Annotated in this window: 22 protein-coding genes; 9 read left to right on the top strand and 13 right to left on the bottom strand. The window is 50.3% G+C overall.

Annotated elements, in window-relative coordinates; genetic code table 11:
* Positions 1-1,365 (top strand): RIP metalloprotease RseP, encoded by a 1,365-nt coding sequence (rseP, locus tag EBB_RS21555; protein ID WP_192395748.1) that lies wholly within the window; start codon positions 1-3, stop codon positions 1,363-1,365.
* A 63-nt stretch (positions 1,366-1,428) separates the two neighbouring features.
* The gene (locus tag EBB_RS21550) at positions 1,429-2,139 is read left to right on the top strand and encodes a DsbC family protein (protein WP_192395747.1); all 711 of its coding nucleotides are present in this window, start codon (positions 1,429-1,431) and stop codon (positions 2,137-2,139) included.
* A 53-nt stretch (positions 2,140-2,192) separates the two neighbouring features.
* On the opposite strand, the gene EBB_RS21545 is transcribed toward EBB_RS21550, so the two are convergent.
* The 5 genes from EBB_RS21545 to mutS form a co-directional block, all read right to left on the bottom strand.
* A complete protein-coding gene (locus EBB_RS21545) occupies positions 2,193-2,783 on the bottom strand; it encodes an OmpA family protein (protein WP_192395746.1) in 591 nt (196 codons plus the stop codon).
* A 14-nt stretch (positions 2,784-2,797) separates the two neighbouring features.
* Positions 2,798-3,244, bottom strand: coding sequence for a FecR family protein (locus EBB_RS21540; RefSeq protein WP_225587683.1), 447 nt, complete (start codon positions 3,242-3,244; stop codon positions 2,798-2,800).
* Between the two features lie 224 nt (positions 3,245-3,468).
* Positions 3,469-4,815 carry an IS5 family transposase gene (locus tag EBB_RS21535; RefSeq protein WP_225587194.1) on the bottom strand — a complete coding sequence of 449 codons (1,347 nt, stop codon included), beginning with the start codon at positions 4,813-4,815 and terminating at the stop codon, positions 3,469-3,471.
* A 232-nt stretch (positions 4,816-5,047) separates the two neighbouring features.
* Complete coding sequence (locus tag EBB_RS21530) at positions 5,048-7,309, bottom strand: CHASE2 domain-containing protein (protein WP_192395745.1); 2,262 nt, start codon at positions 7,307-7,309, stop codon at positions 5,048-5,050.
* 140 nt (positions 7,310-7,449) lie between these two features.
* Positions 7,450-10,050: a DNA mismatch repair protein MutS gene (gene mutS, locus EBB_RS21525; RefSeq protein WP_225587681.1), complete on the bottom strand. Its 2,601-nt coding sequence runs from the start codon at positions 10,048-10,050 to the stop codon at positions 7,450-7,452.
* 166 nt (positions 10,051-10,216) lie between these two features.
* Here mutS and EBB_RS21520 point away from each other — a divergent pair, with 166 nt between their 5' ends.
* On the top strand, positions 10,217-11,515 hold the full coding sequence (locus EBB_RS21520) for a tyrosine-type recombinase/integrase (protein ID WP_192395744.1): 1,299 nt from the start codon (positions 10,217-10,219) through the stop codon (positions 11,513-11,515).
* Here EBB_RS21520 and EBB_RS21515 read toward each other — a convergent pair.
* The 3 genes from EBB_RS21515 to EBB_RS21505 form a co-directional block, all read right to left on the bottom strand.
* Positions 11,466-11,804 (bottom strand): helix-turn-helix transcriptional regulator, encoded by a 339-nt coding sequence (locus tag EBB_RS21515; protein ID WP_223146903.1) that lies wholly within the window; start codon positions 11,802-11,804, stop codon positions 11,466-11,468. The genes EBB_RS21520 and EBB_RS21515 overlap by 50 nt on opposite strands.
* Positions 11,805-11,895: 91 nt before the next feature.
* Positions 11,896-12,363 carry a FlhC family transcriptional regulator gene (locus EBB_RS21510; protein WP_192395743.1) on the bottom strand — a complete coding sequence of 156 codons (468 nt, stop codon included), beginning with the start codon at positions 12,361-12,363 and terminating at the stop codon, positions 11,896-11,898.
* A 12-nt stretch (positions 12,364-12,375) separates the two neighbouring features.
* Entirely contained in the window at positions 12,376-12,906 is a 531-nt protein-coding gene (locus tag EBB_RS21505; RefSeq protein ID WP_225587677.1) for a flagellar transcriptional regulator FlhD, read from the bottom strand.
* 38 nt (positions 12,907-12,944) lie between these two features.
* Between EBB_RS21505 and istA the strand changes: the two genes are divergently transcribed.
* The 5 genes from istA (at position 12,945) to hbs (ending at position 20,045) form a co-directional block, all read left to right on the top strand.
* Positions 12,945-14,465: an IS21 family transposase gene (istA, locus tag EBB_RS21500; protein ID WP_192395742.1), complete on the top strand. Its 1,521-nt coding sequence runs from the start codon at positions 12,945-12,947 to the stop codon at positions 14,463-14,465.
* Entirely contained in the window at positions 14,455-15,459 is a 1,005-nt protein-coding gene (gene istB, locus EBB_RS21495; protein ID WP_225587676.1) for an IS21-like element helper ATPase IstB, read from the top strand. Before istA ends, istB begins: the two co-directional genes overlap by 11 nt.
* Positions 15,456-16,571 carry a Fic family protein gene (locus EBB_RS21490; RefSeq protein ID WP_192395741.1) on the top strand — a complete coding sequence of 372 codons (1,116 nt, stop codon included), beginning with the start codon at positions 15,456-15,458 and terminating at the stop codon, positions 16,569-16,571. The genes istB and EBB_RS21490 overlap by 4 nt, the downstream gene beginning before the upstream one ends.
* Positions 16,572-16,698: 127 nt before the next feature.
* Complete coding sequence (locus EBB_RS21485; RefSeq protein WP_192395740.1) at positions 16,699-19,704, top strand: type I restriction endonuclease subunit R; 3,006 nt, start codon at positions 16,699-16,701, stop codon at positions 19,702-19,704.
* A gap of 68 nt (positions 19,705-19,772) precedes the next feature.
* Complete coding sequence (hbs, locus tag EBB_RS21480; protein ID WP_192395739.1) at positions 19,773-20,045, top strand: non-specific DNA-binding protein Hbs; 273 nt, start codon at positions 19,773-19,775, stop codon at positions 20,043-20,045.
* Between the two features lie 106 nt (positions 20,046-20,151).
* Here hbs and EBB_RS21475 read toward each other — a convergent pair whose 3' ends face one another.
* From EBB_RS21475 to EBB_RS21450, 5 genes are all read right to left on the bottom strand, one after another.
* Entirely contained in the window at positions 20,152-20,871 is a 720-nt protein-coding gene (locus tag EBB_RS21475; RefSeq protein ID WP_225587674.1) for a hypothetical protein, read from the bottom strand.
* Positions 20,872-20,925: 54 nt separating this feature from the next.
* Complete coding sequence (locus tag EBB_RS21470; RefSeq protein WP_225587672.1) at positions 20,926-21,411, bottom strand: hypothetical protein; 486 nt, start codon at positions 21,409-21,411, stop codon at positions 20,926-20,928.
* Positions 21,411-21,932, bottom strand: a complete 522-nt coding sequence (locus EBB_RS21465) for a TraK domain-containing protein (RefSeq protein ID WP_225587670.1) — start codon at positions 21,930-21,932, stop codon at positions 21,411-21,413. Before EBB_RS21465 ends, EBB_RS21470 begins: the two co-directional genes overlap by 1 nt.
* On the bottom strand, positions 21,929-22,210 hold the full coding sequence (gene traL, locus EBB_RS21455; protein WP_192395738.1) for a type IV conjugative transfer system protein TraL: 282 nt from the start codon (positions 22,208-22,210) through the stop codon (positions 21,929-21,931). The genes EBB_RS21465 and traL overlap by 4 nt, the downstream gene beginning before the upstream one ends.
* Before the next feature lie 227 nt (positions 22,211-22,437).
* The gene (locus EBB_RS21450; RefSeq protein WP_192395737.1) at positions 22,438-23,229 is read right to left on the bottom strand and encodes a class I SAM-dependent methyltransferase; all 792 of its coding nucleotides are present in this window, start codon (positions 23,227-23,229) and stop codon (positions 22,438-22,440) included.
* Between the two features lie 91 nt (positions 23,230-23,320).
* Here EBB_RS21450 and EBB_RS21445 point away from each other — a divergent pair, with 91 nt between their 5' ends.
* Positions 23,321-24,097: a helix-turn-helix transcriptional regulator gene (locus tag EBB_RS21445; protein WP_192395736.1), complete on the top strand. Its 777-nt coding sequence runs from the start codon at positions 23,321-23,323 to the stop codon at positions 24,095-24,097.
* Positions 24,098-24,187: the final 90 nt, after the last annotated feature.

Here is a 24,187-nt window from a genome sequence, read left to right as displayed (position 1 = left end):
ATGGATACTTTGCACACCTTGTTTTATTTCATCGTCGCCATCGCGGTACTGGTGGCGTTTCATGAGTACGGCCATTTTTGGGCGGCACGCAAGGTTGGCATCAAAGTTATCCGTTTTTCCATTGGTTTCGGCAAACCGCTGATCAGCTGGCAAAAAAGCCCTGCCGATACTCAATTCGTCGTCGCTGCCATTCCATTGGGCGGCTATGTGAAAATGGTCGACGAACGCGAAGAAGCCGTCAAGCCGGAAGATTTACCTTACGCATTCAATCGGCAGCCGCTATTAGCCCGAACCGCCGTAGTTGCCGCCGGGCCAATCGCCAATTTGCTGCTGGCCGTGTTTTTATTTTGGTTGGTGTTGGTCATCGGTGAAGCAGGTGTCAGACCGGTGATTGGTGGAATCGAGGCTGGATCTCTGGCTGAACAAGCCGGTTTTGCGGCTGGGGACGAAATAATCAGCGTCGATGAGACTGCCACGCCTACCTGGATAGAAGCTCTGGACACCTTGCTGACCTCGGCGATTGACGGTAAAACCGAGATCAGCGTGGTGACTAAGGCGATAGACGATAGTCAACAAGTACGCTTGATTCACCTGACGGAACAAGACGTACAAACCCCGGAAACGCTGCATAAACGATTGGGTCTGAAACCTTGGGTGCCCACTATCAAACCGGTTATCGGTAAGGTGCTTGAGGATGGTGTTGCCAAACAAGCCGGTTTGCAAAGCGGAGATTTAATTCTCAGCGCGGACGGCACCGCCATTACCGACTGGCAACAATGGGTAGATTATGTGCAGGCCAGGCCGGATGTTGAGATTAAGTTATTGCTGGAACGTAGCGGCGCGCAATTATCCTTAAGCATCACGCCGCGTAGCGAGCAGCAGGGTGAGGGTAAGGCCGTCGGTAAAATCGGCGCCGGAGTGGATACGCCGAAGGACTTGCTGGACTCCATGATGGTGACCCATGCCTTGTCGCCTTGGGAGGCGGTGCCGGTCGCCGGAAAACGAGTCTGGTTTTACGCGGTGACCACATTAAAAATGATGGGAAAAATGGTGGTAGGTTCGGCTTCCGTCGAGAATTTGAGCGGCCCCATCAGCATTGCCCAATATGCCGGTCAATCGGCTGAAATGGGATTTACGGCGTTTCTGAAGTTTCTAGGCTTGGTTAGCGTCAGTCTCGGTGTGTTGAATTTGCTGCCGGTCCCGGTGCTGGATGGCGGTCATTTGCTGTTTTTCGCCGTTGAGGCCGTTAAAGGCAGCCCGATTCCGGAAAGAATACAACTGTATTTTCAACAAGCCGGTATGTTGCTGTTGATGCTGCTGATGGGCCTGGCGATGTTTCTGGATATAGGCAGATTGTTTCAATAACGCTGAACAAAGCAGCAGCGTTGTGGTCAACCACATTCCTTTCTAATCTTCCCTGGTAATTACATGAAAAAAATCACACACACGCTGGCTCTGACGCTACTGGCTTTGACTAGCCCAGCATTATTTGCCGACGAAGCCGCAATAAAAAAAGCCTTGAGTGACTTTATGCCGGGGGGGCAGATTGACTCGGTGAAACCATCGGAAGTCAAAGGTCTGTACGAAGTGTCTATGGGCGGCAATATATTTTATGCATCCGAAGACGGTAAATATTTACTGCAAGGGCAGTTGTTTGACGCCGAAGCAAAGAAAAATATCACCGAATCTAAGCTGGCTGAGGTGCGTAAAGCCTCGCTGGATAAAGTCGGCGAACAAAAAATGATTATTTTCAAACCGGAAAACAGCAAACATGTCGTGTCTATCTTTACCGACATCGATTGTGGTTATTGCCGTAAGTTGCACTCTGAAATCGATCAATACATGGCGCAGGGTATTACGATACGCTATATGTTTTTCCCTAGAGCCGGCAAAGGGTCGGATTCCTATAAAAAGGCCGTCTCAGTCTGGTGTGCCGCAGACAAAAACAAAGCGTTAACCACCGCGAAGAAGGGTGAACATCTGGATGCGAAAACCTGCGAAAACCCAGTGGATGAACATATGGCCTTGGGCGAAGCGTTCGGTATGAACGGCACACCGATGATAGTCACGCAAAAAGGTAATATTCTGCCGGGCTATGTGCCTGCCGCGCAGTTGGCAAAAGTGCTAGCCAGCGAATAAGCAAATACAAAAAACCGCCAGCTTCCGAGTCGGCGGTTTGATGGGTTAGAAAATTATCGGATCGTCACTTCTACCCGACGGTTTCGCGGCTCGGACGTTTCATCGCCGGTCTTGATCAACAAATTCTTTTCGCCGTGTGATGTCACGGCGACTTCTTTGACATCCATCTTGCCGGCATCGAATAACTTGCTGACCTGAACGGCGCGCTCATTAGCCAGCTTTTCGTTTTTGCTCGCATCGCCCACGGTGTCGGTGTGGCCGATCACTGAAATATCAGCGGCAGGATGTTTGCCTGCGGCTTCGATGATCTTCGGAATCAAGGCCGCCGAGTCCGCGGTCAGCTTGGTGCCGCCGGTTTCAAAATACAATAAAAATGTTTCCGGCAATACCGGCTCGGAAGCCAAGGCTCGGCCAAAGTCCTTATTGATCTTCTCTTGTTCTACTTTGAATACGGTTTTAGAGTTGTCCAGAGCCGCACCAAAACCGGCTTGTTCAACCACGGTTTCGCTGCCGGCATCGCTGAAGATCACTTTTCCGGTTGAGCCGTCGTGATCTTCCAGTAATACCAAATAAGATTTGGCGCAACCGCTTAAAGCCAGCGCGACTGCGAATGTTAGGGTTTTGGGTAAGGAAATTGTCTTCATGGCAAATACTCGGCTTATTCTTCAACTTTGACTAAAAAACGCGTGCCTCTCACCGCAATTACGCCGGTAGGAGTCTTTACCGTTACCGCTTCCGGCTTGAGTTTGGCGATGACGCCGGAAATATAGTGCAGGGTGCCTTTTAATAAGCTGGCGTTTAATTGCAATTTGTCCTGTTGCGGTTCGAATTGATACGCTTCTATTTTGAACTCGGTATTCGGGCCGATCGACAAAATGGTATTGTCTTTCAGCGTTACCCCGGCGGCGCCGTTTTGGTCGGTCTTGATGACGTTGCCGACATGAATCGGCGAACCAAGGCTGGCTTTGATCGGGCCGTTACTCTCGTCAATAGTCGTTTGATCGTTGATGGTTTTGATGTAGCCGATGACTGTTTCATCGGCAGATACCGCATTCGGTATGCAAAGGGCTAACCCCAGGCTACAACAGGCGAAAAGACGTTTCATAATGGCCTCTACAAACGGTGTTTTGGGACATCAATAGCCGCGTGTGCGGTATTGAAATTCAGCGTGTAAGTATAGACAGCATTTAATTGTTGTCAGATTCAAGAGCTTATTTGTTTTAGGGCTATTCGTACGGCGCTTTTATATGTCGTCTCACCGGCGAAGGCGGGAGCCCAGCGGCTATGTGGTCGTCCCTGAAAAAGCCGATATTTTCCGAACACCAGCATTCAGGCCGACAATAAAAACGGCGCGCTCAATGGCCGCGCCAAAATCCGACATGGCGGTCTCCAAAAATGAGGCAAAAAAATCCTCAACTGCCTGAGGATCATACGGATATTGTGGCCAGCACCGCATAAGATGGCATGCATGGCATCGCCCAGTTCGCCTTTCAGGTAATTGCGGCCCAGCAATCCGTCGTTTTTGAGGTGCCCGATGACGGGTTCGATGGCATTGCGGCGTTTGAGGGCGCGTTTGAGTCGCCGGGTGTTTATTCCTCTCTTTTGCCGGGCTTTGTAAATGGTCACGTTCGGGACCTCGACACCACGGTATCCTAAATCCACAAAAGCTTCTTTTGCGCGTGTACCGCTTAGAATCTCCGCCTGTTCCAGACACGATTCCAGGGTGTGTCCATCGTAGGGATTACCGGAAAAGCTGCGGGCGCCGAGCACAAAATTACTTTTGTTGGTGACGGTGATGCCCACTTTGACGCCGAATTCATACTTCTTGTGGACTTTGCCTTTGGAAATGCATTCGACTTCCGTGGCGTGGAAACTGTACAGCTTGTTTTTATCCTGGGGTTGTTGGTTCAAAATCCGTTGGGTTTTCTCTAGCGTCTCTTTAAAAGCCAATTTGACTGCATCGGATTGATCCGTCAATTGGCGCTCGATATCTCGGTAAACCCGACCCACCAAAGTTTTGAGCTGTTTGAGCATTTTGCGTTTGCGCTTCATTTGCTTGGCATGACTGTACCGGTTCGCCATCATCAGCAAATAGGGGGCTTTGCGGTTGTAGTTCTGCCGTAGTGTAATCTCATGCTGCTCAGCCAGACGTACCATGTGCTGGCGACAGCGTTCATACAATTTTCCATCGGTCGGATACGTGATGGCTTTCTCTTGCACCGTGCTATCAACCGTCACCGATTCAAAATCCTGTTTCTTCACGGTCTTGCTGGCTACGCCAGCCTGGATCGTCACCGATAACATCCACTCGCAACCTTCTTCTCCGATCCGTTTTCGCCAATAGGTCAGTGACGTGGGGTGGCAAGGTATCTGGTGTTGGAAATACTCTTCGCCACAAAAATATTGCCAATAGGGATTTTCAAGCCACTGTGCCACGACCGCTTCGTCCGAGCGTGCAAACGCATGTTTGAGGTAATGAAGCCCGGCAATAAGACGCGTTGGCAACGCCGGAGCGCCTTGGTTCTCGGTAAAAAATTCACCGAACGCATCATCCAGTACTTTCCAATCGATCAAATTTGCCAGTTGGTAAAGCTCATGCTTCGGATTCAACAGGTCGGCCAGTGGTGTGTTGAATAGATCGATTTGGCCGCTACTTTCTTGGGATTTTGGCTTCATTTTCGATAAAAATTTGCAAGAAATTAATATCTATTTTACTAATTTCTTGCAATTATTGCCCGTCTTTTTCTTCAATTATTTATTGTGTTTCAATGCTTTAGCCGTGAATTTGTGGCTTTTCAGGGGCGACTATGTGGGATTCGATTCGTGGTCTGGCTTTCGGGCGCGCGCTCACTATCGGAAACTAGCGCTTATAGATGGGTTACCTGTACTAGATAAAAGCCTGAGCGGCTTAACGGATCAGCAATTCTACCCAGAATGTGCTGCCCACACCCGGTGTGCTGCTTACCCCGACGGTACCGTTCATCAATTCCGCCAGTTGTTTGGTAATCGCCAATCCGATACCGGTGCCTTCTATTTCGGTATTATCCGCACCCAGGCGCTGAAACGATTGGAATAATAATTGCTGTTGTTGCTCCGCCAGACCTTTGCCGGTATCGGTAATAGAAATTCTCACCCGATTGTCGTCTACCCAACTACTGCTCAAGTTGATGGAACCGTTAGGGCGATTATATTTCACGGCGTTGGACAGAAAATTCAATAAAATTTGTTTGGCGCGTTTCGGGTCTGCTTGCAGCTCAATGTTCTCGGGTAAGGGATTATCGACAATCAGCGCCAAGCCTTTATTTTGCACCAAGGGTGTGATCAGGGTTTGGCAATCCTTGATCAGCTCGGCCAAATTGATGCTGCCGATATTCACGCTGATTTTGCCGGACTCAATTTTAGCCAAATCCAAAAGCTCGTTAATCAGCCCGAGCAAGTGCAGACCGGCCTTGAGTATTTCATTCACCGAGTCCAGGTGAGTTTCGGCCAAAGGATGTTCCGGATCGTCCATTTGCATCAGCTGCGCAAAACCGATAATGGCATTCAGCGGCGTGCGCAATTCGTGGCTCATCTGCGACAGAAATTGGCTTTTGGCTAAGCTGACTTGTTCGGTCCGGTTAATTAATTCCCGCATTACGGTTTGTTCTTCGGCTTTTTTCAGCAGCATTTTCGCCATGAGCATCCGCTCACCAATATCGTTGATCGTCAACACCGTGCCCATCAGTGCGCCCCGACTGCCTATCAAAGGGGCGATGGTCAGATTGGCGTTCATCGCGTAGTGGTCGGAAATGGATAGGCGAGAATTGCTGATTTTTAACGGTCCCTGATTGATGACGCTTTGTTGTATCAATTCAGCGATGCGGTGAGGTTTGCCGTCTATTTCCAAACTAAAAATGTCGTCGATATTTTGGCTGGAGGTCTTGGGGCGTTTGCTGCCGATGATGTCCAGAGCGGCGGCATTCATGTATTCGATGGAGCCTTTGTTATCGGTGGTGATTACCCCATCGACGATAGCGTTTAAGGTGATATAGGCGCGTTTTCGTTCGGCGAATAAGGACTGGATCAGTTTCTCAAAATGCCGCCAGCTGCGTAGTGGATAGCTGATTATTAACACCAGTAATGCCACGGACGGTGCAAACCAATAGTGGCTGGTATGTAGTAAGACTAAGCAAAACAGTAAAATTGCCATGGACAGCGTAGAAACCGCCAGCGCCAGCCAGCGCAGTGAAAAACAGGTGCTGATCTTGATGGCAATACCGGCTATGGCCAGGCTTAACAGAAACTGCCAATGGCCCGGTAGCGGTTGCCAAAGGGTTTGTTTTAACAGGCCATCCAAGCCGGCTGCGACGAAATCCACACCGCTCATGGGCCGACTACCGATAGCCAGAGGAGCCGGCAGGTCACGTTCTATGCCGCTGGCGGTGAGCCCAACCAATACGTATTTGTCGGTGAATAATTGTCCGGACACCTTACCCGACAATACGTCCAAATAAGAAACCCTAACGAAATCACTGCCCGGCGCAAAGAACGGCAACCACACCCGATAGTCGCCATGCATGCTTTCTGGCGATGTTTCGATTCGTAAGCCCGGTAAATTAGCAAGTATTTCCGGATGGCTCAACGCATAAATAGCCAGCGGCATCGCCGACCACTGCGAGTCGCCCAAGGACAATTGCAATAAAATGCTTCTACTGATGCCGTCTTTGTCCAAATCGACATTGGCGTGTCCCAGGACTGCATGTTTGGCATAGTCCGGCAAGGGCAGCGTTTCCACCATCTTGTTACCGTTTTGTTCGATAATCACCGGCAGTACGACCTGTCCATAATTGGCTAGAGCACGGCTTAAGTGCGCGTCCAACTCAGGATGTTGCCGATCCGCTTCGGAAAAAATAAAATCCAGCCCAATTGCCTTGGGTTTTGCCGGCGCCAGCGTCTCCAGTAGGCGAGCGTGAATATCTCTTGACCAAGGCCAGCGCCCCAGTTTTTGCAGACTTTTTTGATCGACTTCGATAATGACAATATCTTTTGAAGCCGGTGTAGCCAGCAGCTTTAGTTGAGCATCATAAATCCACCGATCAAAGCGCCACAGTGCATCCGTATAGCTTAAGCCGACCGTAAACAGTATCAGCAGCAAGACGATCAATGATTTTTCGAAGTGGCAAGTCGCCATGGAATTTACTGTGCAAAGTGGAAATACTCGGAAAAGTATACTAGTTGCAAGCGCAAACAGTTAATGTAAAACAAGGGTTTCCGCTGTTAACGGCATGACCGCAGGGCGGAAATTGTCTTGAACCCGCCAACCTGACGCTATCAACGCTTGTTAGCTTTTAGCAGCGCTTTCAATCGATACAAGGCGTCCAATGCTTGCCGAGGACTTAAATGGTCTGGATCGAGTTCTTCTAAAAGTACCACCGCTGGGTGGCATTCCTGGCTGGTGAATAAATCAAACTGGTTGATTTCGCTATGATTTTGCAATTCGATATAGGCGGTATTTTCCAATTGCGCCAGCTTGTTTTTGGCGTTGGCAATTACGCTTTGCGGTACACCGGCCAGCGCCGCCACTTGTAAACCATAACTTTGACTGGCCGGACCCTCTTTCACGGTATGTAAAAATACGATCTTGTCGCCGTGTTCCATGGCGTCCAAATGGATGTTATGGATGTTGCCTTGCTCTTCGGCGAGCGTGGTCAATTCAAAATAATGGGTAGCAAACAGCGTGAACGCCTGGGTATGGCGGGCCAGATAATCCGCGCAGGCCCATGCCAACGACAAACCGTCGAAGGTGCTGGTGCCGCGGCCGATTTCATCCATCAATATCAAGCTGTTGCTCGTGGCGTTATGCAGAATATTGGCGGTTTCCGACATTTCCACCATAAAAGTCGAGCGGCCGCTGGCCAAATCATCCGACGCGCCGATGCGGGTGAATATCTTGTCTATCGGCCCGCAACGCAGTGCTTGCGCCGGCACATAACAGCCGATGTGGGCCATCAAAACAATCAATGCCGCCTGGCGCATATAAGTCGATTTACCGCCCATGTTAGGGCCGGTGATGACCAGCATCCGCCGCTCTGTAGAGAAATTAAGATCGTTGGCGACGAAGGGAATGCTGGACAGGGCTTCCACCACCAGATGCCGGCCGGCAACGATGTCGATGCCCGGCTGTTGATCCAAGGCCGGTTGCGACAAGTTTAAGGTTTCGGCGCGTTCGGCAAAATTTACCAACACATCCAGTTCGGCTAAGGCATTGGCGCACTGCTGCAGATCGAGTAATGCATCGCCTAGCGTATCCAGCAATTGATCGTACAAGGCCTTCTCGAAGGACAGCGATTTTTCGCGGGCGCTTAACACCTTATCTTCAAAAGATTTAAGCTCCGGCGTGATGTAGCGTTCCGCACCTTTCAGTGTTTGTTTGCGGGTGTAATGTACCGGCACTTTGTCGGCCTGGGCGTTGGAAATCTCGATGTAATAACCGTGCACCCGGTTGTAATTGACTTTCAGCGTGGCGATGCCGGTAGCGGCTCGCTCGCGCTGCTCCATGTCGATCAGGAACTGGTCGGCGTTTTGACTGAGATTACGTAACTCGTCCAGCTCGGGATGATAGCCGGGGGCGATGACGCCGCCGTCGCGAATCAGTACCGGTGGGTTGTCGATGATGGCGCGTTGCAGCAGTGCTAGTAATTCCGGCTGTTCGCGCAGTTGGCCGCGTAGGCTTTCCAGGTGTGGATTATCGCTATCTGCCAGTTGGCTTTGCAGTTGCGGCAAAACCGCCAAGGTCTGTCGTAATACCAGCAAATCGCGCGGTCGCGCAGATTTCAGCGCGATACGTGAACTAATCCGTTCTATATCGCCCACTTGGCGCAGGCTGCCTTGTAGATCTTCATGTAAATGATTCAGCAATAGACTGGCTATGCAAGCATAACGGCCATTGACAACAGCGTGATCGCGTAGCGGCCGGTGTATCCAGCGTCGCAGGCACCGGCTGCCCATCGCGGTGGCGGTTTTGTCCAACACCCCTAATAAGGTGTATTGCATTTGGCCGCTGGGATGGCTGTCCAGCTCCAGATTGCGGCGGCTGGCGGCGTCCAGGCTGATGCTGTCGTCGCTGTTCTCGACGCGAATACCTTGAATATGGGGCAGGGCGCTTTGCTGGGTGTCGCGGATGTATTGCAATAAACAACCCGCTGCGCAAATCGCCGCCGGTAAATGCTCGCAGCCGTAGCCTTTTAAATCGTGGCTGTTGAACTGCTTTAAAATCAATAGCCGACAACTATCCAAGTCAAAATGCCAGGGCGGTCGTTTGCATAAGCCCCGGCGTTCCTTGACGGCTGGCGGCAGTTTAATATCTTCGCTATACAACAATTCAGCCGGGTTCAAGCGCTCAATCTCGCTGAGTAGCTGGGTTTCGTTGTCTACTTGCTGTAGTGTAAATTTCCCGCTGCCTAGGTCCAGACAGGCCAGTCCGAACAACTTGTCGAATACGGCTAAAGCCACCAGCAGATTGTCCCTGCGATCCTCCAATAAGGCTTCGTCGGTGACAGTGCCTGGTGTGACGATGCGCACCACCTTGCGTTCCACTGGGCCTTTGGATTTGGCCGGGTCGCCGATTTGCTCGCATATGGCAATCGATTCGCCTTGTTTCAGCAGGCGGGCGATGTAGTTTTCCGCCGCATGATAAGGAATGCCGGCCATAGGGATGGGTTGGCCCCCGGACTGGCCGCGAGCGGTCAGCGTAATGTCTAATAACTGGGCGGCCTTTTTTGCATCATCGAAAAACAGCTCGTAGAAGTCTCCCATTCTGTAAAACAGCAGCGTGTCAGGCTGGCCGGATTTGATGCGCATATATTGTTGAATCATCGGCGTGTGTTGCATTTTCTCGTCTTGCTTGGTGCCTTGTGTTTTCTGGTTATTCATTTGTAAGCAGATGATGCATAAGGAATATTTGTATATTTTTTGTTGAGTATAACATTATCGACACTTATCGAAACTTACCTGCACTTTACCTTTTAGTATAGGTTTTAGTATAGGTTTTTTCAGGTTATACTCGCGCCATCATTCGCTTCAAAAAACCTATACTAAAATGCAATTCGACGCCCGCACCGCTAAAGCTTTGCTACCTGGACAGCATATGGCTTTTGATGATTACCCTGGACTGCGTTTGTCTGCTATGGCAAAGGTGAGAACCTGGTTTTATCGATATAGAAGCAGTGTTGATGGACGCCTTCGGCAGGTATCGATTGGTCATTGGCCGTCAATGTCATTTCCATCGGCTATTGTCGCCTGGGAGGCTTTGAAAAACCAGCGTGATTCTGGCAGGGATCCAGTATTAGAAGCCAAGCAAGCGAAATTAGAGGCAAAAGCCTTAACGTTAAAACAAGAGGCGGCAAATTCTGAAAACTCTTATTCAGTACGCGTGCTGTGCGATGAATATTTAGCCGGACATGTTTGCCGTCATAGAGCCCCAAAAGGCTCAGTTGAAATTACAAGGATGTTTAACACGATGCTGGGGGATATGGCGGATTTGCCATCCACTGCAATTACCCGAGCAATGGCTTTTGATTTGATTCAAAAGTACGCTGCAATATCGCCTGTGCAGGCTGGAAAATTACGATGTGAGCTAGGCGCTGCGTGGGATTATGCAATGGATGCCGGCAGACTGCCTGAAGCCGCGGTAAATTGGTGGCGCTTAATTTTACGAGGAAAAGTTAGATCAAAAGGAAAAACCATAGAAGGTAAGAACATTGGTGTGATCAAGCGTGTACTTACTGAAGACGAAGTCGGTGAGTTGATTGCTTGGCTTCCAAATTTTGCACCGATCATAACTGATGTTTTAATGCTATATCTTTGGACTGGAACTCGCGGCTCAGAGATTGTCGGTATGTCAGGAACTGAAATTGGCGAAGAGGGGGGGCGAGTTTGGTGGACGATACCGAAAGTGAGAACGAAAAATGCGCGGCATGAAACTGCAACAGATCAAAGAGTGCCATTATTCGGTAGAGGTTTGACAGTAGTATTACGGCGGAAAAAATTATATGGCGACGGTTTTCTATTTCCATCCCGTCATAAGGTGGGACACATCGAACAAAAATACGTCACTGAACAGGTATTTTATAGACAACCATATTGTAAGATACGGCCTGAACAGGTGAGGCGTAGATTGACGGTGTCTCATTGGGCGCCGCATGACTTACGACGGACATCACGTACTTTGCTTGCTAAATTAGGATGTCCGGATGCAGTAGGTGAAACGATTCTCGGTCATATGTTACCCGGCGTGGTTGGAACTTATAATCGCCATCAATATGACGATGAAAAAAGCCTATGGCTCCTCAATCTATCGGAGCATCTTGAGTTACTAGCAAAGCGTTTCGAGCTTTAGGCTTGCCGTTACGCCCGCCAGTTGCAGTATTTGGGGGAGGTAATAAATCGGAAACCGGACGCGATTCAGCCCATTCTTCAATTTCTCGTAGCAACCAGCATGTACGGCGTGCAGATGCTTTTCGGGGCTTAGGAAACTCATCGGCACGTATTAATGATTGGATAGTTGATTCAGAAAGACCTGTGACTTCCGAAACTGCCTCAAGATCAATCATGATGGGTCTCAATACCGACTGACGTTTGTGGGCGTTACTCATGTACTTGTTGTTGTCTATTAATGAATAGGTCACTGGTTTAATCCGGTCATGTTTTATTTAAGCAATGACCGGATTAGCTGCCATTTTTTCTTACTCAGGATTCAAATATTGTTGGTTAAATTTCTCATAAATGTATTCTGCAGACGCTGCAGCGTTCAGAGAGATCTTCACGGGCGTTTAATAAAACCCAAGATCGGCATTGGGGACACTTTGAAAGGTGAATTTTTTTATCCTTGATGTCCTGGGCTACCACCCAAGTATCCGAAAACTTGAGTTGTCCTGAGGGATATGATTTTTTATAAGCATTAAAGGCACTAATTAGTGTCTGAATTTGGCCTTCTGTCGATTTGGTCGAGGCAACCTGAAAACAAACTGCGAAGATGGTGACATCTTTATACTTACGGTGATTACCGGTCAGGCCTCGAGTTGAAAACTTGATTGATCCACGACTGGGCGATTGACCATGTAATTGACGATATGTCTGCCTCAATAACTTGATCGGAATTCCCGTTTCTTGATGTACGATTTTGACTTTTGCATGGAGATTGAGTAGTTGTATTGCCAAGGTTTGTTGTTGATATTTCTTGAGCATTAGCTGCGTCCCTTAATCAATAGTGCCACTTAATCCGAGCATGGCTTCCGCCATTGGGGGAGATTCTTTCTTGATGCTTTGGATAAATTGACTCGAAAACCGAGGGGTAAAACATAGCCAGTTGGAGCGGGCAATGAAATCGATGTCTTTTAGGGACAAACTCCCAACGGCTGATCGCATGGATTCGTCCGAAATTCCTAGCACCAATTCCGTCAATACTGAATTTTCTCTCGCGATTTCCCTAGCTTTGATGAGCCAGGCCTGATTCATGGTATAAATCTCTTCATCGCATCCCAGCTGATCGATCGTCGTCAATTTGTCAAAGTAGCCTTCCAGATTTTGGAATGCTGACTGCATCATGTTATCGACATGCCTCGCCATATTGACTATTTTCAGTTTCGATTTCAGAAAATCGGATCCGAATTCAGCGACCAATGGCAAAAACAATTCCTGAAAAAACCCCTGGGTTGCAAAACGGCGTGCAAAACTTTCCAGGGTCCTGGGGAAAAGAGCGTTGAAAAGTTTCCACCCCAGGTAGTTCAATGACCGGCTTTTTGCCGGAGAAACCTGGAGTGATAAAAATGGATGTCATACCCGAAATCAGGCGACTGCATTTTGTTGAAAACGTCACCATCAGCGACTTGGCGAAGCAGTTCAAGTTGTCCCGTCCCACGATTCGTAAACACCTCAAAACGATCGAAGAGCCGGTCTATCCGCCCCGTCAGCATCAACCCCATTTGAAACTGGGCGACTTTATCGAGCAATTGACGACGTGGCTGGAGACCGATGCGGCCTTGCCGGGCAAAAAGCGTAAGCGTACCGCCCAGCGCTTGTACGAATGCTTACAGGTGGAAGGTTATATCGGTGGCTATAGTGCAGTGCAGCGTTATGTGAAGGCGTGGAAAGCCTCGCGGTCAGCAAGTCCATCCATCAAACAAGCTTTCGTGCCGCTGCTGTTTCCAGCGGGCGAGACCTGCCAATTCGACTGGAGCCATGAACGGGCGGTCATTGCCGGCGTGGAACAGGTGGTGAAAGTGGCCCATTTTCGGCTGAGCTATAGTCGGCAGATGTTCGTGGCCGCCTATCCACGGGAAACCCAGGAGATGGTGCTGGATGCCCATAATCAAGCCTTTGCCTTCTTCGGTGGCGTGCCGAAACGGATGGTGTACGACAATCTAAAAACGGTGGTGGACGCGATATTTGTCGGCAAAGAGCGACGCTTTAACAGGCGCTTTTTGACCTTGGCAAACCACTACCTATTTGAACCCGTGGCCTGTACACCGGAATCGGGTTGGGAAAAAGGCCAGGTGGAAAACCAGGTCGGCAATATCAGCGAATGGTTGTTTACGCCGACACCGAAGTTTGCCGACTTTGCCGAACTCAATGCCTGGTTGGCCAGACGCTGCCGGGAGTTGGCTCAACGTCCACATCCCGATCAACCTTCTCGCACCACGGCCGATTGTTTTGCCGAAGAGCAAGTGTTGCTGATGCCCGTCAGAGCCGTTTTCGATGGTTACGTGGAAACGATGCGACGGGTAAGTTCATTGTGCTTGATTCGAATTGATCGCAACCGATACAGCGTACCGGCACAATGGGCCAACCAAGCTGTCTCGGTGCGTTTGACAGCTGATCGGGTACGCATGGTGGCAAATGGCCAAATTATCGCCGAGCATGAGCGCCGTTTCGGGCGCGACCAACTGATTTGCGATCCCTGGCACTATCTGCCGGTATTGGAGAAAAAGCCGGGGGCATTACGCCACGGCGCACCGTTTGTGACCTGGGATTTGCCTGTGCCGATCAAGGTCGTGCGAGACCGCATTCTCAAGCAGGATAAAGGCGATAGAGCCTTTGTTGATCTATTGTTGATGGCGAGAGACATCGGTGATGCGGGCCTGGATGCATTGGAAACCGCCTGCGATTTAACCTTGCAAACTGGCGTGATTAGCGCGGCCATTGTGCTCAATGAAATGCGCCGCTTAACGGAAGACGCCAGGCCTAAAGCCCTGGACGAATCCACCCCAGCACTGCCGACGCTGGCTGTCGAACCGCTGGCTGATTGCAGTCGCTACGATGCGTTACGGAGTGCGTGCCATGTCCATTGATCGCGCACTACAACTCAAAAATCTTCATCTTTATGGCATGGCGGCAGCCTGGGGCGAGTGGCAAGCCGAAGTCGGCAGCCAACAAAAGCCGGTCATGCCGGAAGTCTGGCTGGATCGATTGATCAGCGCCGAACAGGCTGATCGGCAAGCGCGCAGTCTCAACTATCAACTCAAGGCGGCTCGCTTCCCCATTCATCGGGATTTATTAAAGCTCGACTGGACAGAAACACCCTTGCAGCAAGCTCGTATCCAACAACTGGCGACAGGCCAGTTTATGGAACAAGCCTACAACCTGATCCTGGTGGGCGGAACCGGCACGGGCAAAACCCACTTGGCCACAGCCATTGGCATAGCGGCCATTCATCAAGGCAAACGGGTGCGCTTCTACAATGCCGTCGACCTGGTCAATCAACTGGACAAGGAAAAACAGCAGGGTAAGGCCGGTAACCTGGCCAAGCAACTGACCGCCATGGATGCCGTTATCCTGGATGAATTAGGTTATCTGCCGTTTCCGGCATCGGGTGGCGCTTTGCTATTCCATTTGATCAGCCACCTGTATGAGAAGACATCCTTGATCATCACCACCAACCTCAGCTTTGCGGAATGGGTGCAAGTGTTCGGTGATGCCAAGATGACCACGGCGCTACTCGATAGGATTAGGCCGAAGACAAAAGAACTGTTTGAAGGGTTTTCTAAATATTATTTTAATGCTCCTATGCTTAGGATGTATTTTGTCAAAGAAATGAATTTAGTAACACGGGCTTCGTTAAATCAAGAATTGCTTAAGAACTTGCCAGTTATATTCCCACCATTTGATGAGCAAAAAAATATTTACTATCACATCGAAACCCAATCCGCCAAAATCGATCAGGTCATTGCCATCCAGCAACAACAAATCGACAAACTCAAGGAATACAAAGCCACACTGATCAATAGCGCGGTCACCGGCAAAATCCGCGTTCCTGAATCTGTTCAGGTTGAGGGGATGCGATGAAACCCTATGTTCCCGATCAGCTGCCGATTACCGAGCTGGATTATCAACACTTATTTGCGCTGGTGGCTGATGCCAGCGCCGAACTGGCGCGCTATGACGGCTTATTGCTGGGCATTCCCAACCCGGCGGTGATGCTGTCGCCGTTGACCACCCGCGAGGCGGTGTTGTCCTCCAAAATTGAAGGCACACAGGCGACCGTGGACGATGTGTTGGAATACGACGCAGGTTTAGCCAAGGAGGGTGAAAACTATAAGGACATTCAAGAGATTGCCAATTACCGCTCGGCTTTATATCAGGCGCGGGAGTATTTGCAGGATTATCCGATTCGTTTGGGGTTTATTTTGCAACTGCACAAAATTTTGATGTCCAGTGTGCGTGGCGAAAATAAAGAACCCGGCGAATTTCGGCGCACGCAAAACTGGATTGGCATAGCCGGTTGCAGCATTGAGCAAGCCAGTTTTGTTCCGCCCGATCCGGTGCGGCTGCCAGACTATCTACAAGCCTTGATCAACTATATGGATAGTGATGACACTAACGTGTTGTTGCAAACCGCCGTGGTACACGCCCAATTTGAATTGCTGCATCCATTTAACGACGGTAATGGCCGTATCGGCCGGATTTTGATACCGCTGTTTCTGTATCAGAAAAGACTGTTGGCCGAACCGATGTTTTATCTAAGCGAATATCTTGAAAGCCATCGCGACGAGTATTATCAACGCTTAAGTTCAATTTCATCGGCAGGCGACTGGAACGGCTGGATTGCCTTTTTCTTAAAAGCGATTGCTTATCAGGCGAAGGACAACAGCCGCCGCGTCAAGGAAATCATGGCGCTGTATGAAACGATGAAAGTTCAAGTGCATGAAATCACCCGGTCCCAGTATTCGGTGTATTTGCTGGATGCCATTTTTAATAAACCGATTTTTCGGGTTTCAGATGTCACCAAACAGCTTAGCCGTACTTACGCGATACACGAAAAAACCACAGCTGATTTGTTTAGGCAGCTAAAAGAGGCTGGCATCTTGTCGGTTTTACAGCCCGGTAGCGGTCGCCGTTCTGCAACGCTTTGTTTTCCTGCGCTACTGAATCTGGCGGAAGGGCGCAAAATTATATGACTATTTTGTGGAGCCGCTATCGGCAACAAATAAGTTTGTGGAGCGTGTATTTAAAAATAGACTCCACAAATGGTTTTGTGGAGTGTCTGGACTCTGCAAAATCCCGTCTACTTAGCAAGTGAGTGCTATGGTCAGCAAAACCTCCGAGAAAGAACTGGAAATCGCCATCGAAAAACAGCTGACCGGCAGCTGTCTGGAAGCGCAAAAGGGGGTTGCCGAAGCGGGCGATCTGCCGTTTAGCCCCAACCACGGCTATCAACTCGGCTTGCCGCAGGATTTCAACGCCCGTTATGCTATCGACAGCAAACGCTTTTGGGCCTTTCTGGAGCATACCCAGCATGAAGAGCTGGAAAAGTTGCAAAAGCATGGCGGCGATTGGCAGCTTAAAGTGTTGGAACGCTTCGACAAGCTGATCAAGAAATACGGCCTGCTGCATTTGCTGAAAAAGGGTTTAAGCGTCGACGATGCTACCTTGCATCTGATGTATCCGGCGCCGCTGGCCAGCAGTTCCGACAAGGTGAAGCAAAACTTCGCCGACAATATTTTCAGCAGCACCCGCCAGGTGCGTTATTCCTTGAGCAATACCCTGGAAGAAATCGATCTGGTGCTGTTTATCAATGGCTTGCCGTTTGCCACGCTGGAGCTGAAAAATCCCTGGACTGGCCAAACGGCCCGTTATCACGGCCAGAAACAATACCGCGAAGACCGCGACATTAACCAGCCTTTGCTGCAATTCGGCCGTTGTCTGGTGCATATGGCAGTAGATACCGATGAAATCTACATGACCAGTAAACTGGCAGGAGCCAACACCTTCTTTTTGCCGTTCAACAAGGGCCACAACTACGGCGCTGGCAATCCGCCCAATCCCAACGGCCACAAAAGTGCGTATCTATGGCAGGAAGTGTTCAGCAAGGATAGCGTTGCCAACATCATTCAGCATTTCGTGCGACTGGACGGCAGCAGCAAAGAGCCGCTAGACAAGCGCAACTTGTTTTTTCCCCGTTATCACCAACTGGATGTGGTGCGCAAACTGGTGGCGCATGCCAGCCAAAACGGTGCCGGGCAAACCTATTTGATTCAACACTCGGCGGGTTCGGGTAAATCCAACTCCATCACCTGGGCGGCGTATCAATTGATCGAAGTGTATCCGGCGGGGCAGGACAAGCCGTTGTTTGATTCGGTCATTGTCGTCACCGACCGCCGTTTGCTGGATAAGCAATTGCGCGACAACATCAAGGATTTTTCTGAAGTCAAAAACATCGTCGCCCCGGCGTTTAAGTCTTCGGAGCTGAAAAGCGCCCTGGAACAAGGCAAGAAAATCATCATTACCACCATCCAGAAGTTTCCCTTCATCATCGACGGCATTGCCGACTTGAGCGACAAGCGTTTTGCGGTGATCATCGACGAAGCCCATAGCTCGCAAAGCGGTTCCGCGCATGACAACATGAACCGGGCGATGGGCAAAAGCGAGCAAGCCGAGGAAGAGGTGGTGGACGTGCAGGACAAAATCCTGCAAGCGATGCAATCGCGAAAAATGCGCGGTAACGCCTCGTATTTTGCCTTTACCGCGACGCCAAAAAACACCACCTTGGAAAAGTTTGGCGTTAAGCAAGCGGATGGCAGTTTCGAGCCGTTTCATTTGTATTCCATGAAACAGGCGATCGAGGAAGGCTTTATCCTGGACGTGCTGGCCAACTACACCACCTATAAAAGCTATTACGAAATCCAAAAATCCATCGCCGACAATCCGTTGTTTGATAGCGCCAAGGCGCAGAAAAAACTGCGCGCCTATGTCGAGCGCCATCAGCAGACTATTGCCGTGAAAGCGGAAATCATGCTGGAGCATTTCATTCCGCAGGTGGTCAACAGCAAAAAGCTTAAAGGCAAAGCCAAAGGCATGGTGATTACCCAGAATATCGAGGCAGCCATTCGCTATTACCGCGCGATTAGCCAGTTGTTGAATGAGAAAGGCAATCCGTTCAAGGTTGCCATTGCTTTTTCCGGTACTAAAGAGGTTGATGGCATCGAGTACAGCGAAGCGCAGATCAACGGTTTTGCCGAAAACGAAACCCGCGATTATTTCGATAAAGATGAATATCGCTTGTTGATCGTGGCTAATAAATACTTGACAGGATTCGATCAGCCCAAGCTTTGCGCAATGTATGTCGATAAAAAATTGCAAGGCGTACTGGCCGTGCAAGCCTTGTCACGCTTGAACCGAGCAGCGCCCAAGTGGGGCAAGAAAACCGAAGACTTGTTCATCCTGGATTTCTTTAATTCAGTGGACGACATCAAAACCGCCTTCGATCCGTTTTACACCGCCACGCGCTTGTCGGAAGCCACGGATGTCAATGTCTTGCATGAGTTAAAAGATGCGCTGGACGAGGTGGCGGTGTATGAGTGGTTTGAGGTTGAGCAGTTTGTCGAACTGTATTTTGGTAATGCCGATGCCCAGCAATTGAGCCCGCTGATCGATACGGCGGCGGATCGGTTCAATCATGAATTGGGGCTGGATGAACTGGCAAAAGCCGATTTCAAGATCAAAGCCAAACAGTTCGTCAAAATTTACGGACAAATGGCCGCCATCTTGCCGTTTGAAATTGTGGCGTGGGAAAAACTGTTCTGGTTCTTGAAGTTTTTGATCCATAAGCTGATCGTCAAAGACCCGATTTCAAGCCAATTCGACGCGTTGTTGGAGTCCGTGGATTTGTCTTCCTACGGCCTGGAGCGCGTCAAACTCAATCACAGCATCGGCTTGGATGCTAGCGAATCCGAACTGGAACCCACGAACCCTAATCCGCGAGGAACGCATGGTGGCGGCGAAGAACACGATCCGCTGGATGAAATCATCCGCAATTTTAACGAGCGCTGGTTTCAGGGTTGGGGTGCTACGCCGGAAGAGCAACGTATCAAGTTCATCAATATCGCCGACGGCATTAAGGCGCATCCCGATTTCCAGGACAAATATCAAAACAATCCCGATGCCCATACCCGAATCTTGGCGTTCGAAAAGATATTTGAAGACGTGATACTCAAGAATCGACGCAATGAATTAGAGCTGTATAAACTACTGGCCAACGATCCCGCATTTAAAGCTGCTATGCAACAGAGTTTGCGGCAAATGGTGGCTTGATCGGGCTGCAAGATGTATTACTTTAATGAACTGAATTTATTAACTTCACTAACCATTTACTCTGAATTATGAACAAATCTGAACTTATCGACGCCATCGCTAGCCACGCCAACCTGACCAAAGCCGACGCCGGCCGGGCATTAGATGGTCTTACTCAATCGATCCAAACTGCACTAAAAGCGGGTGATTCTGTGACGTTAGTGGGCTTCGGTACTTTTGAAGTGAAAGAACGTGCTGAACGCACCGGTCGCAATCCGCAAACCGGCGAAGCCATCACGATTGCCGCCGCGAAATTGCCATCCTTCAAAGCCGGCAAAGGCTTGAAAGACGCGGTTCAGTAAGCTGGAGTTTCTACTGAAATTACTTGTGTTCAAATCTGGAAAACGAAGTCACTTCCTTAAATGGACAAGTAGTTCATTAAAGAGATAACCGAGGAAGCTTGTATAGTCAAAAAGGTACTTGCCAGGTAAACACCGCGCATCCGGCAGACCAGTAGTTGTCGCCGACCCGGCCGACATACAAATCCATACAACCTGGCCCGCAACTGGACATGCCGCCGTCACCGGAGACAAAACTCAGCAACGGTACGACGCTGACCTGATGCGTCGCCGTGCAACTCTGCGGCACGGGTGGTTGGCGCAAACACAATTGATAGTCGGGTACTCTTACTGACTGAGTTGTCTCTGTTTGCGTGGTTACGGTCGTACAGTCCGAGAACGACTGTGCCCAAGGCGTGAAATCGTTGAACACCTGATCGCCGGGATTCCATAGGGCATCGTTGTGTAAATCCGGGTGGGACTGGTGGGCATTATCGATCAAGGTACGATAGGCTTCTCCGGTAAAACTGCTTTCGCCATTCAAGGTGGTTTGGGCATTCAGGCCGGCGGCAATCGTTCCGGGGTTGTTGCCGTATAGATTGGCTAAATCGCTGGTCGTGGTTGAAGTGCTATTCGTATCCGGAAACAGCGCGCCAATCGAAATGGCACTTTCCTGAGCCGTTCCGGGATTCAAGGTCAGGGCGCCGATACCGGTATCGATTGGAAACGTAAAACCGTCTAGGACGTGCTGTCCGAGCTGTTGGCCATCACGTCCTGCGGCCTGGATCGCATCGGCCCAGGACACACCAAACGGTGTCCAGGCCAGGGTCACGCACAAAATCGAAGACATCGTCTGCGTAAACCGGCGCTGCGGTTCGAATAATTCCCTGACTACCTCACAGCCCTACACAGCAATCCTGCCAGCGCCAGAGCAGGTAGAGATGATCTTCGCCAGGACCGGGATAGGTGCGGCCACCGGTGATGTGGTCGCTTTGTTCTTCAACGACTCGACTTCGCCGGTGACGGCTTGAAGCTTGGCTTCATAGGCTTCGCGTTCCGCTGCAGTCCATTGTTTGAAGCGGATTTCATCGGATTGCTGTTCCCGACGCTGCTGTTCTTCGATGGCCGCCAGTCGGCGGGCTTGCTCGTCGTTCTTCTGCAGCAGATCTCGCAATTGCGCGGAAATGCCGTCGATGCCCAGCGAGCGCGGATCGCTATCGGTCAGAATATGTTGAATGGTGGCCTGTTTGCTCAGTGGCTTGCTGACTTTCGGGGTGACGGTGGCCAAAGCGATGATGATGGCTAACACCACGGTACCGATGCCGCCGACGGCCAGATTACGTTTGGCGGCCGGGCTTAAACGTGTCCACCAGGTATCGACGCTGGCCATTACGGTTGGCCTCCACTCAGTAAAGAAGGCCGCAAGCTGACTGACGCCTCGGGTGATTGGCGGACCACGACATACAGTTCGGTGGCTTCCTGCGGTTTCAATACCACGTTCGGCCAGACCGAAACGGCCAGTGCGTCCTGTTGTGTCGTCGCACAGCTGCGTTCATCGAATTCGAGCAGGTCGCTGCCGGTATTCTTGGCAAGACCCACCATAATCAGCCGGTCCTGGCCCTCCAGGACTTGGCCGGTTTTGATTTGCACACGGTCTTGCAGGCAGCGAATCTGTTCTTGGGGCTTGGGTTCTCTCAGCGAATAGCCGGACGGGGTCTTTTGCAAACCCAAATCCCGAAATAGCGCTTTTAGTTGGCTGATAGGGGGCACCAGGATGATGCTGCGTTCGGTACGCAAGGCGGCCAGCGAGGTGATCACGCAAACGACCAGCAAGCCGATGATGATTACCCGGCTGAGTCGGTTCTCGGTCTCGTGCCCGTCCCAGGTCTGAAGAAAATCCGACCATCTCATGGCAGAAACCGGCGGATGTAGGGATTGGGGATGGTTTGCGCGCGACTGGGCAACAAGCCCAGCCAATACAGTGCATGCAAGGTGTAGCCGTCAGGGCGGTTATCGCGGAAACGCCGGTAAAACTTGACCGCGATGAAGCCCAACGCCAATCCGGGCATGAACTGATCGATCAACATGCCGGTAAGCATGCTCACCATGAAGGGTACGATCTCGTCCGCACTCCACAGCAAAATGTGGATCGGATCGTCGATTGATTGGGGAATGGCAACTGGTTCCATAATGACCTCCGGTTAGGATGGCCATTATTGTGAAGACTAATTTAAGAAGGGCTTTTGCAGCTGGTGACGAATTTGAGAGCAGCTGCATGATGCATCGCTTATTTATGGGCTCCCGGTTTACTGAAGTCCCGAACAGGATATCCGGAAAATTCTACCGCTAAGATAGCCATTTTCCGGAATACCAATCATTCAACTGACTACGTGATTTTTTAAACCCTCTGTTGATGCTATTTTTCGGCTTCCACTTCCAGCCTAACCATCAGCACAGATACTCGACCGTTCGCATCCGCCGGGCTTGACGCAAGATATTGAGTTGCGATTGCCTCAATCAACTGAATGCGCTTAGCTTGTGGTACTCGTCCGGTATAGGGCAACCAAGTAGTTCGGATCCAGCCTTTGAACGCTTCCGCATCCGCATGAAGTGCATGTTTTTCGATCAATTCCAAACGCTTGATTACAAAACCCACTGCCGGCAACCAACGTTGATAATCTTCAACGCTTTTGAATCCGTAGGGACATGAAAAGCCAGCGAAATAATCGCGCCACTGCGGCAAGGCAAGCACTTGTTCCAAAGCGGCCATAAACTTGGGCATGCCGTTGTGGGCACCCATTTGTAAAAGCATCCTGCCGCCCGGTTTCAAGCTTTGATGCATGCCGGTTATCACCTGCATATGATCGTCAATCCAATGCAGCACGGCATTGGAAAACACCACATCGAATCGGTCGCTAAATTCCAATTCCCGTGCGTCCATTTGCTGGAATAACAGATTGGCATAACGGTTAGTCGGGTACTCGCGGTTAGCCAAAGCGATCATTGCCTCCGAATTATCGATGCCAACAACTTGTCCATGCGTTAAATAACTGGCGATTTCGGCGGTTACTTTGCCATCGCCGCAGCCAACATCCAGTACTGCTTCAGTACCAGTCAAATTTAACTTGGCGATTAATTGCTGAGCCCACTGCTGTTGGGCAGAGGAATTTTGCCGATAGTCCTCGGCGTTCCATTGATAGCGCTGCATCGTTAACTCCTGATTGATTGATGACGGCGCTATTGTCAGGCGGCTTTTTAACTGGTACAAGATAACTATTTATACTGGTATAAAAGCCACCATGTCCGATTCCAATCGGCGCCGCTTGTTAGGCGCGTTTATACGTACCCATCGGGAACATTTACCGACACCGGCTAAATCGATCGGGCGACGGCGTACGCCGGGTTGGCGTCGCGAAGAGTTGGCGGATGCCGCCGGGGTGAGTGTTACCTGGTTGACTTGGTTGGAACAAGGGCGCAAGGTACAAGCCTCCGTCACAACCTTAAACCGCTTGGCGCAAGCCTTGAGTTTATCGCCTGCCGAACGCGCGTCGCTATTTGACTTGGCCGGTCGGCGCGATCCCGATACTACAGCGGAAGTACCGATGGATTTGTTGCCGCAACTATTGGAGTTGCCTAGTCAGTTCAACGGACCGGCTTATTTAATCGACCGACTATGGACTGCGCGCGCCTGGAATTGTCAAGCTGCGAAACTATTCGTCGATTGGCTGGGTGCTGATTCCAGCGAGCGTAATCTGCTGAACTATGTGTTTCTTAATGCCAAAGCCCAACAGTTTATTGTGGATTGGCCCGAGCGTGCGCAGAGGCTGGTGGCAGAGTTTCGCGCCGATTATCATCGCCGGCCACTCGACAGTGACCTGCAACGATTGGTCGAACAGCTGTTAACACAAAGTCCCGCTTTCGCGCACTATTGGCAACAACAAGCGGTGCTTCTTCGTGAAGGTGGCGAACGTCGTTTTAATCATTCGCAATTCGGTATTCTGAGCTATCGCCAGACAACCTTGGTAGTGGCGATGCAGCCCGATTGCAAATTGGTCTGCCTAGCGGCGATCGACTGAGTTTTAGTGTTCAACCCATCAAGAATCTGCTAAAAAACCCGGCCAGCAACACTGAAAATCCACCATTTTCAGTGACGGCCAGGGTATTCA

It is taken from the genome of Methylomonas fluvii (genome assembly GCF_014850975.1).
Lineage (GTDB): Bacteria > Pseudomonadota > Gammaproteobacteria > Methylococcales > Methylomonadaceae > Methylomonas > Methylomonas fluvii.
The sequence above is the reverse complement of the archived record's forward strand: the minus strand, read 5'-3'. Positions and strand labels throughout refer to the sequence as shown.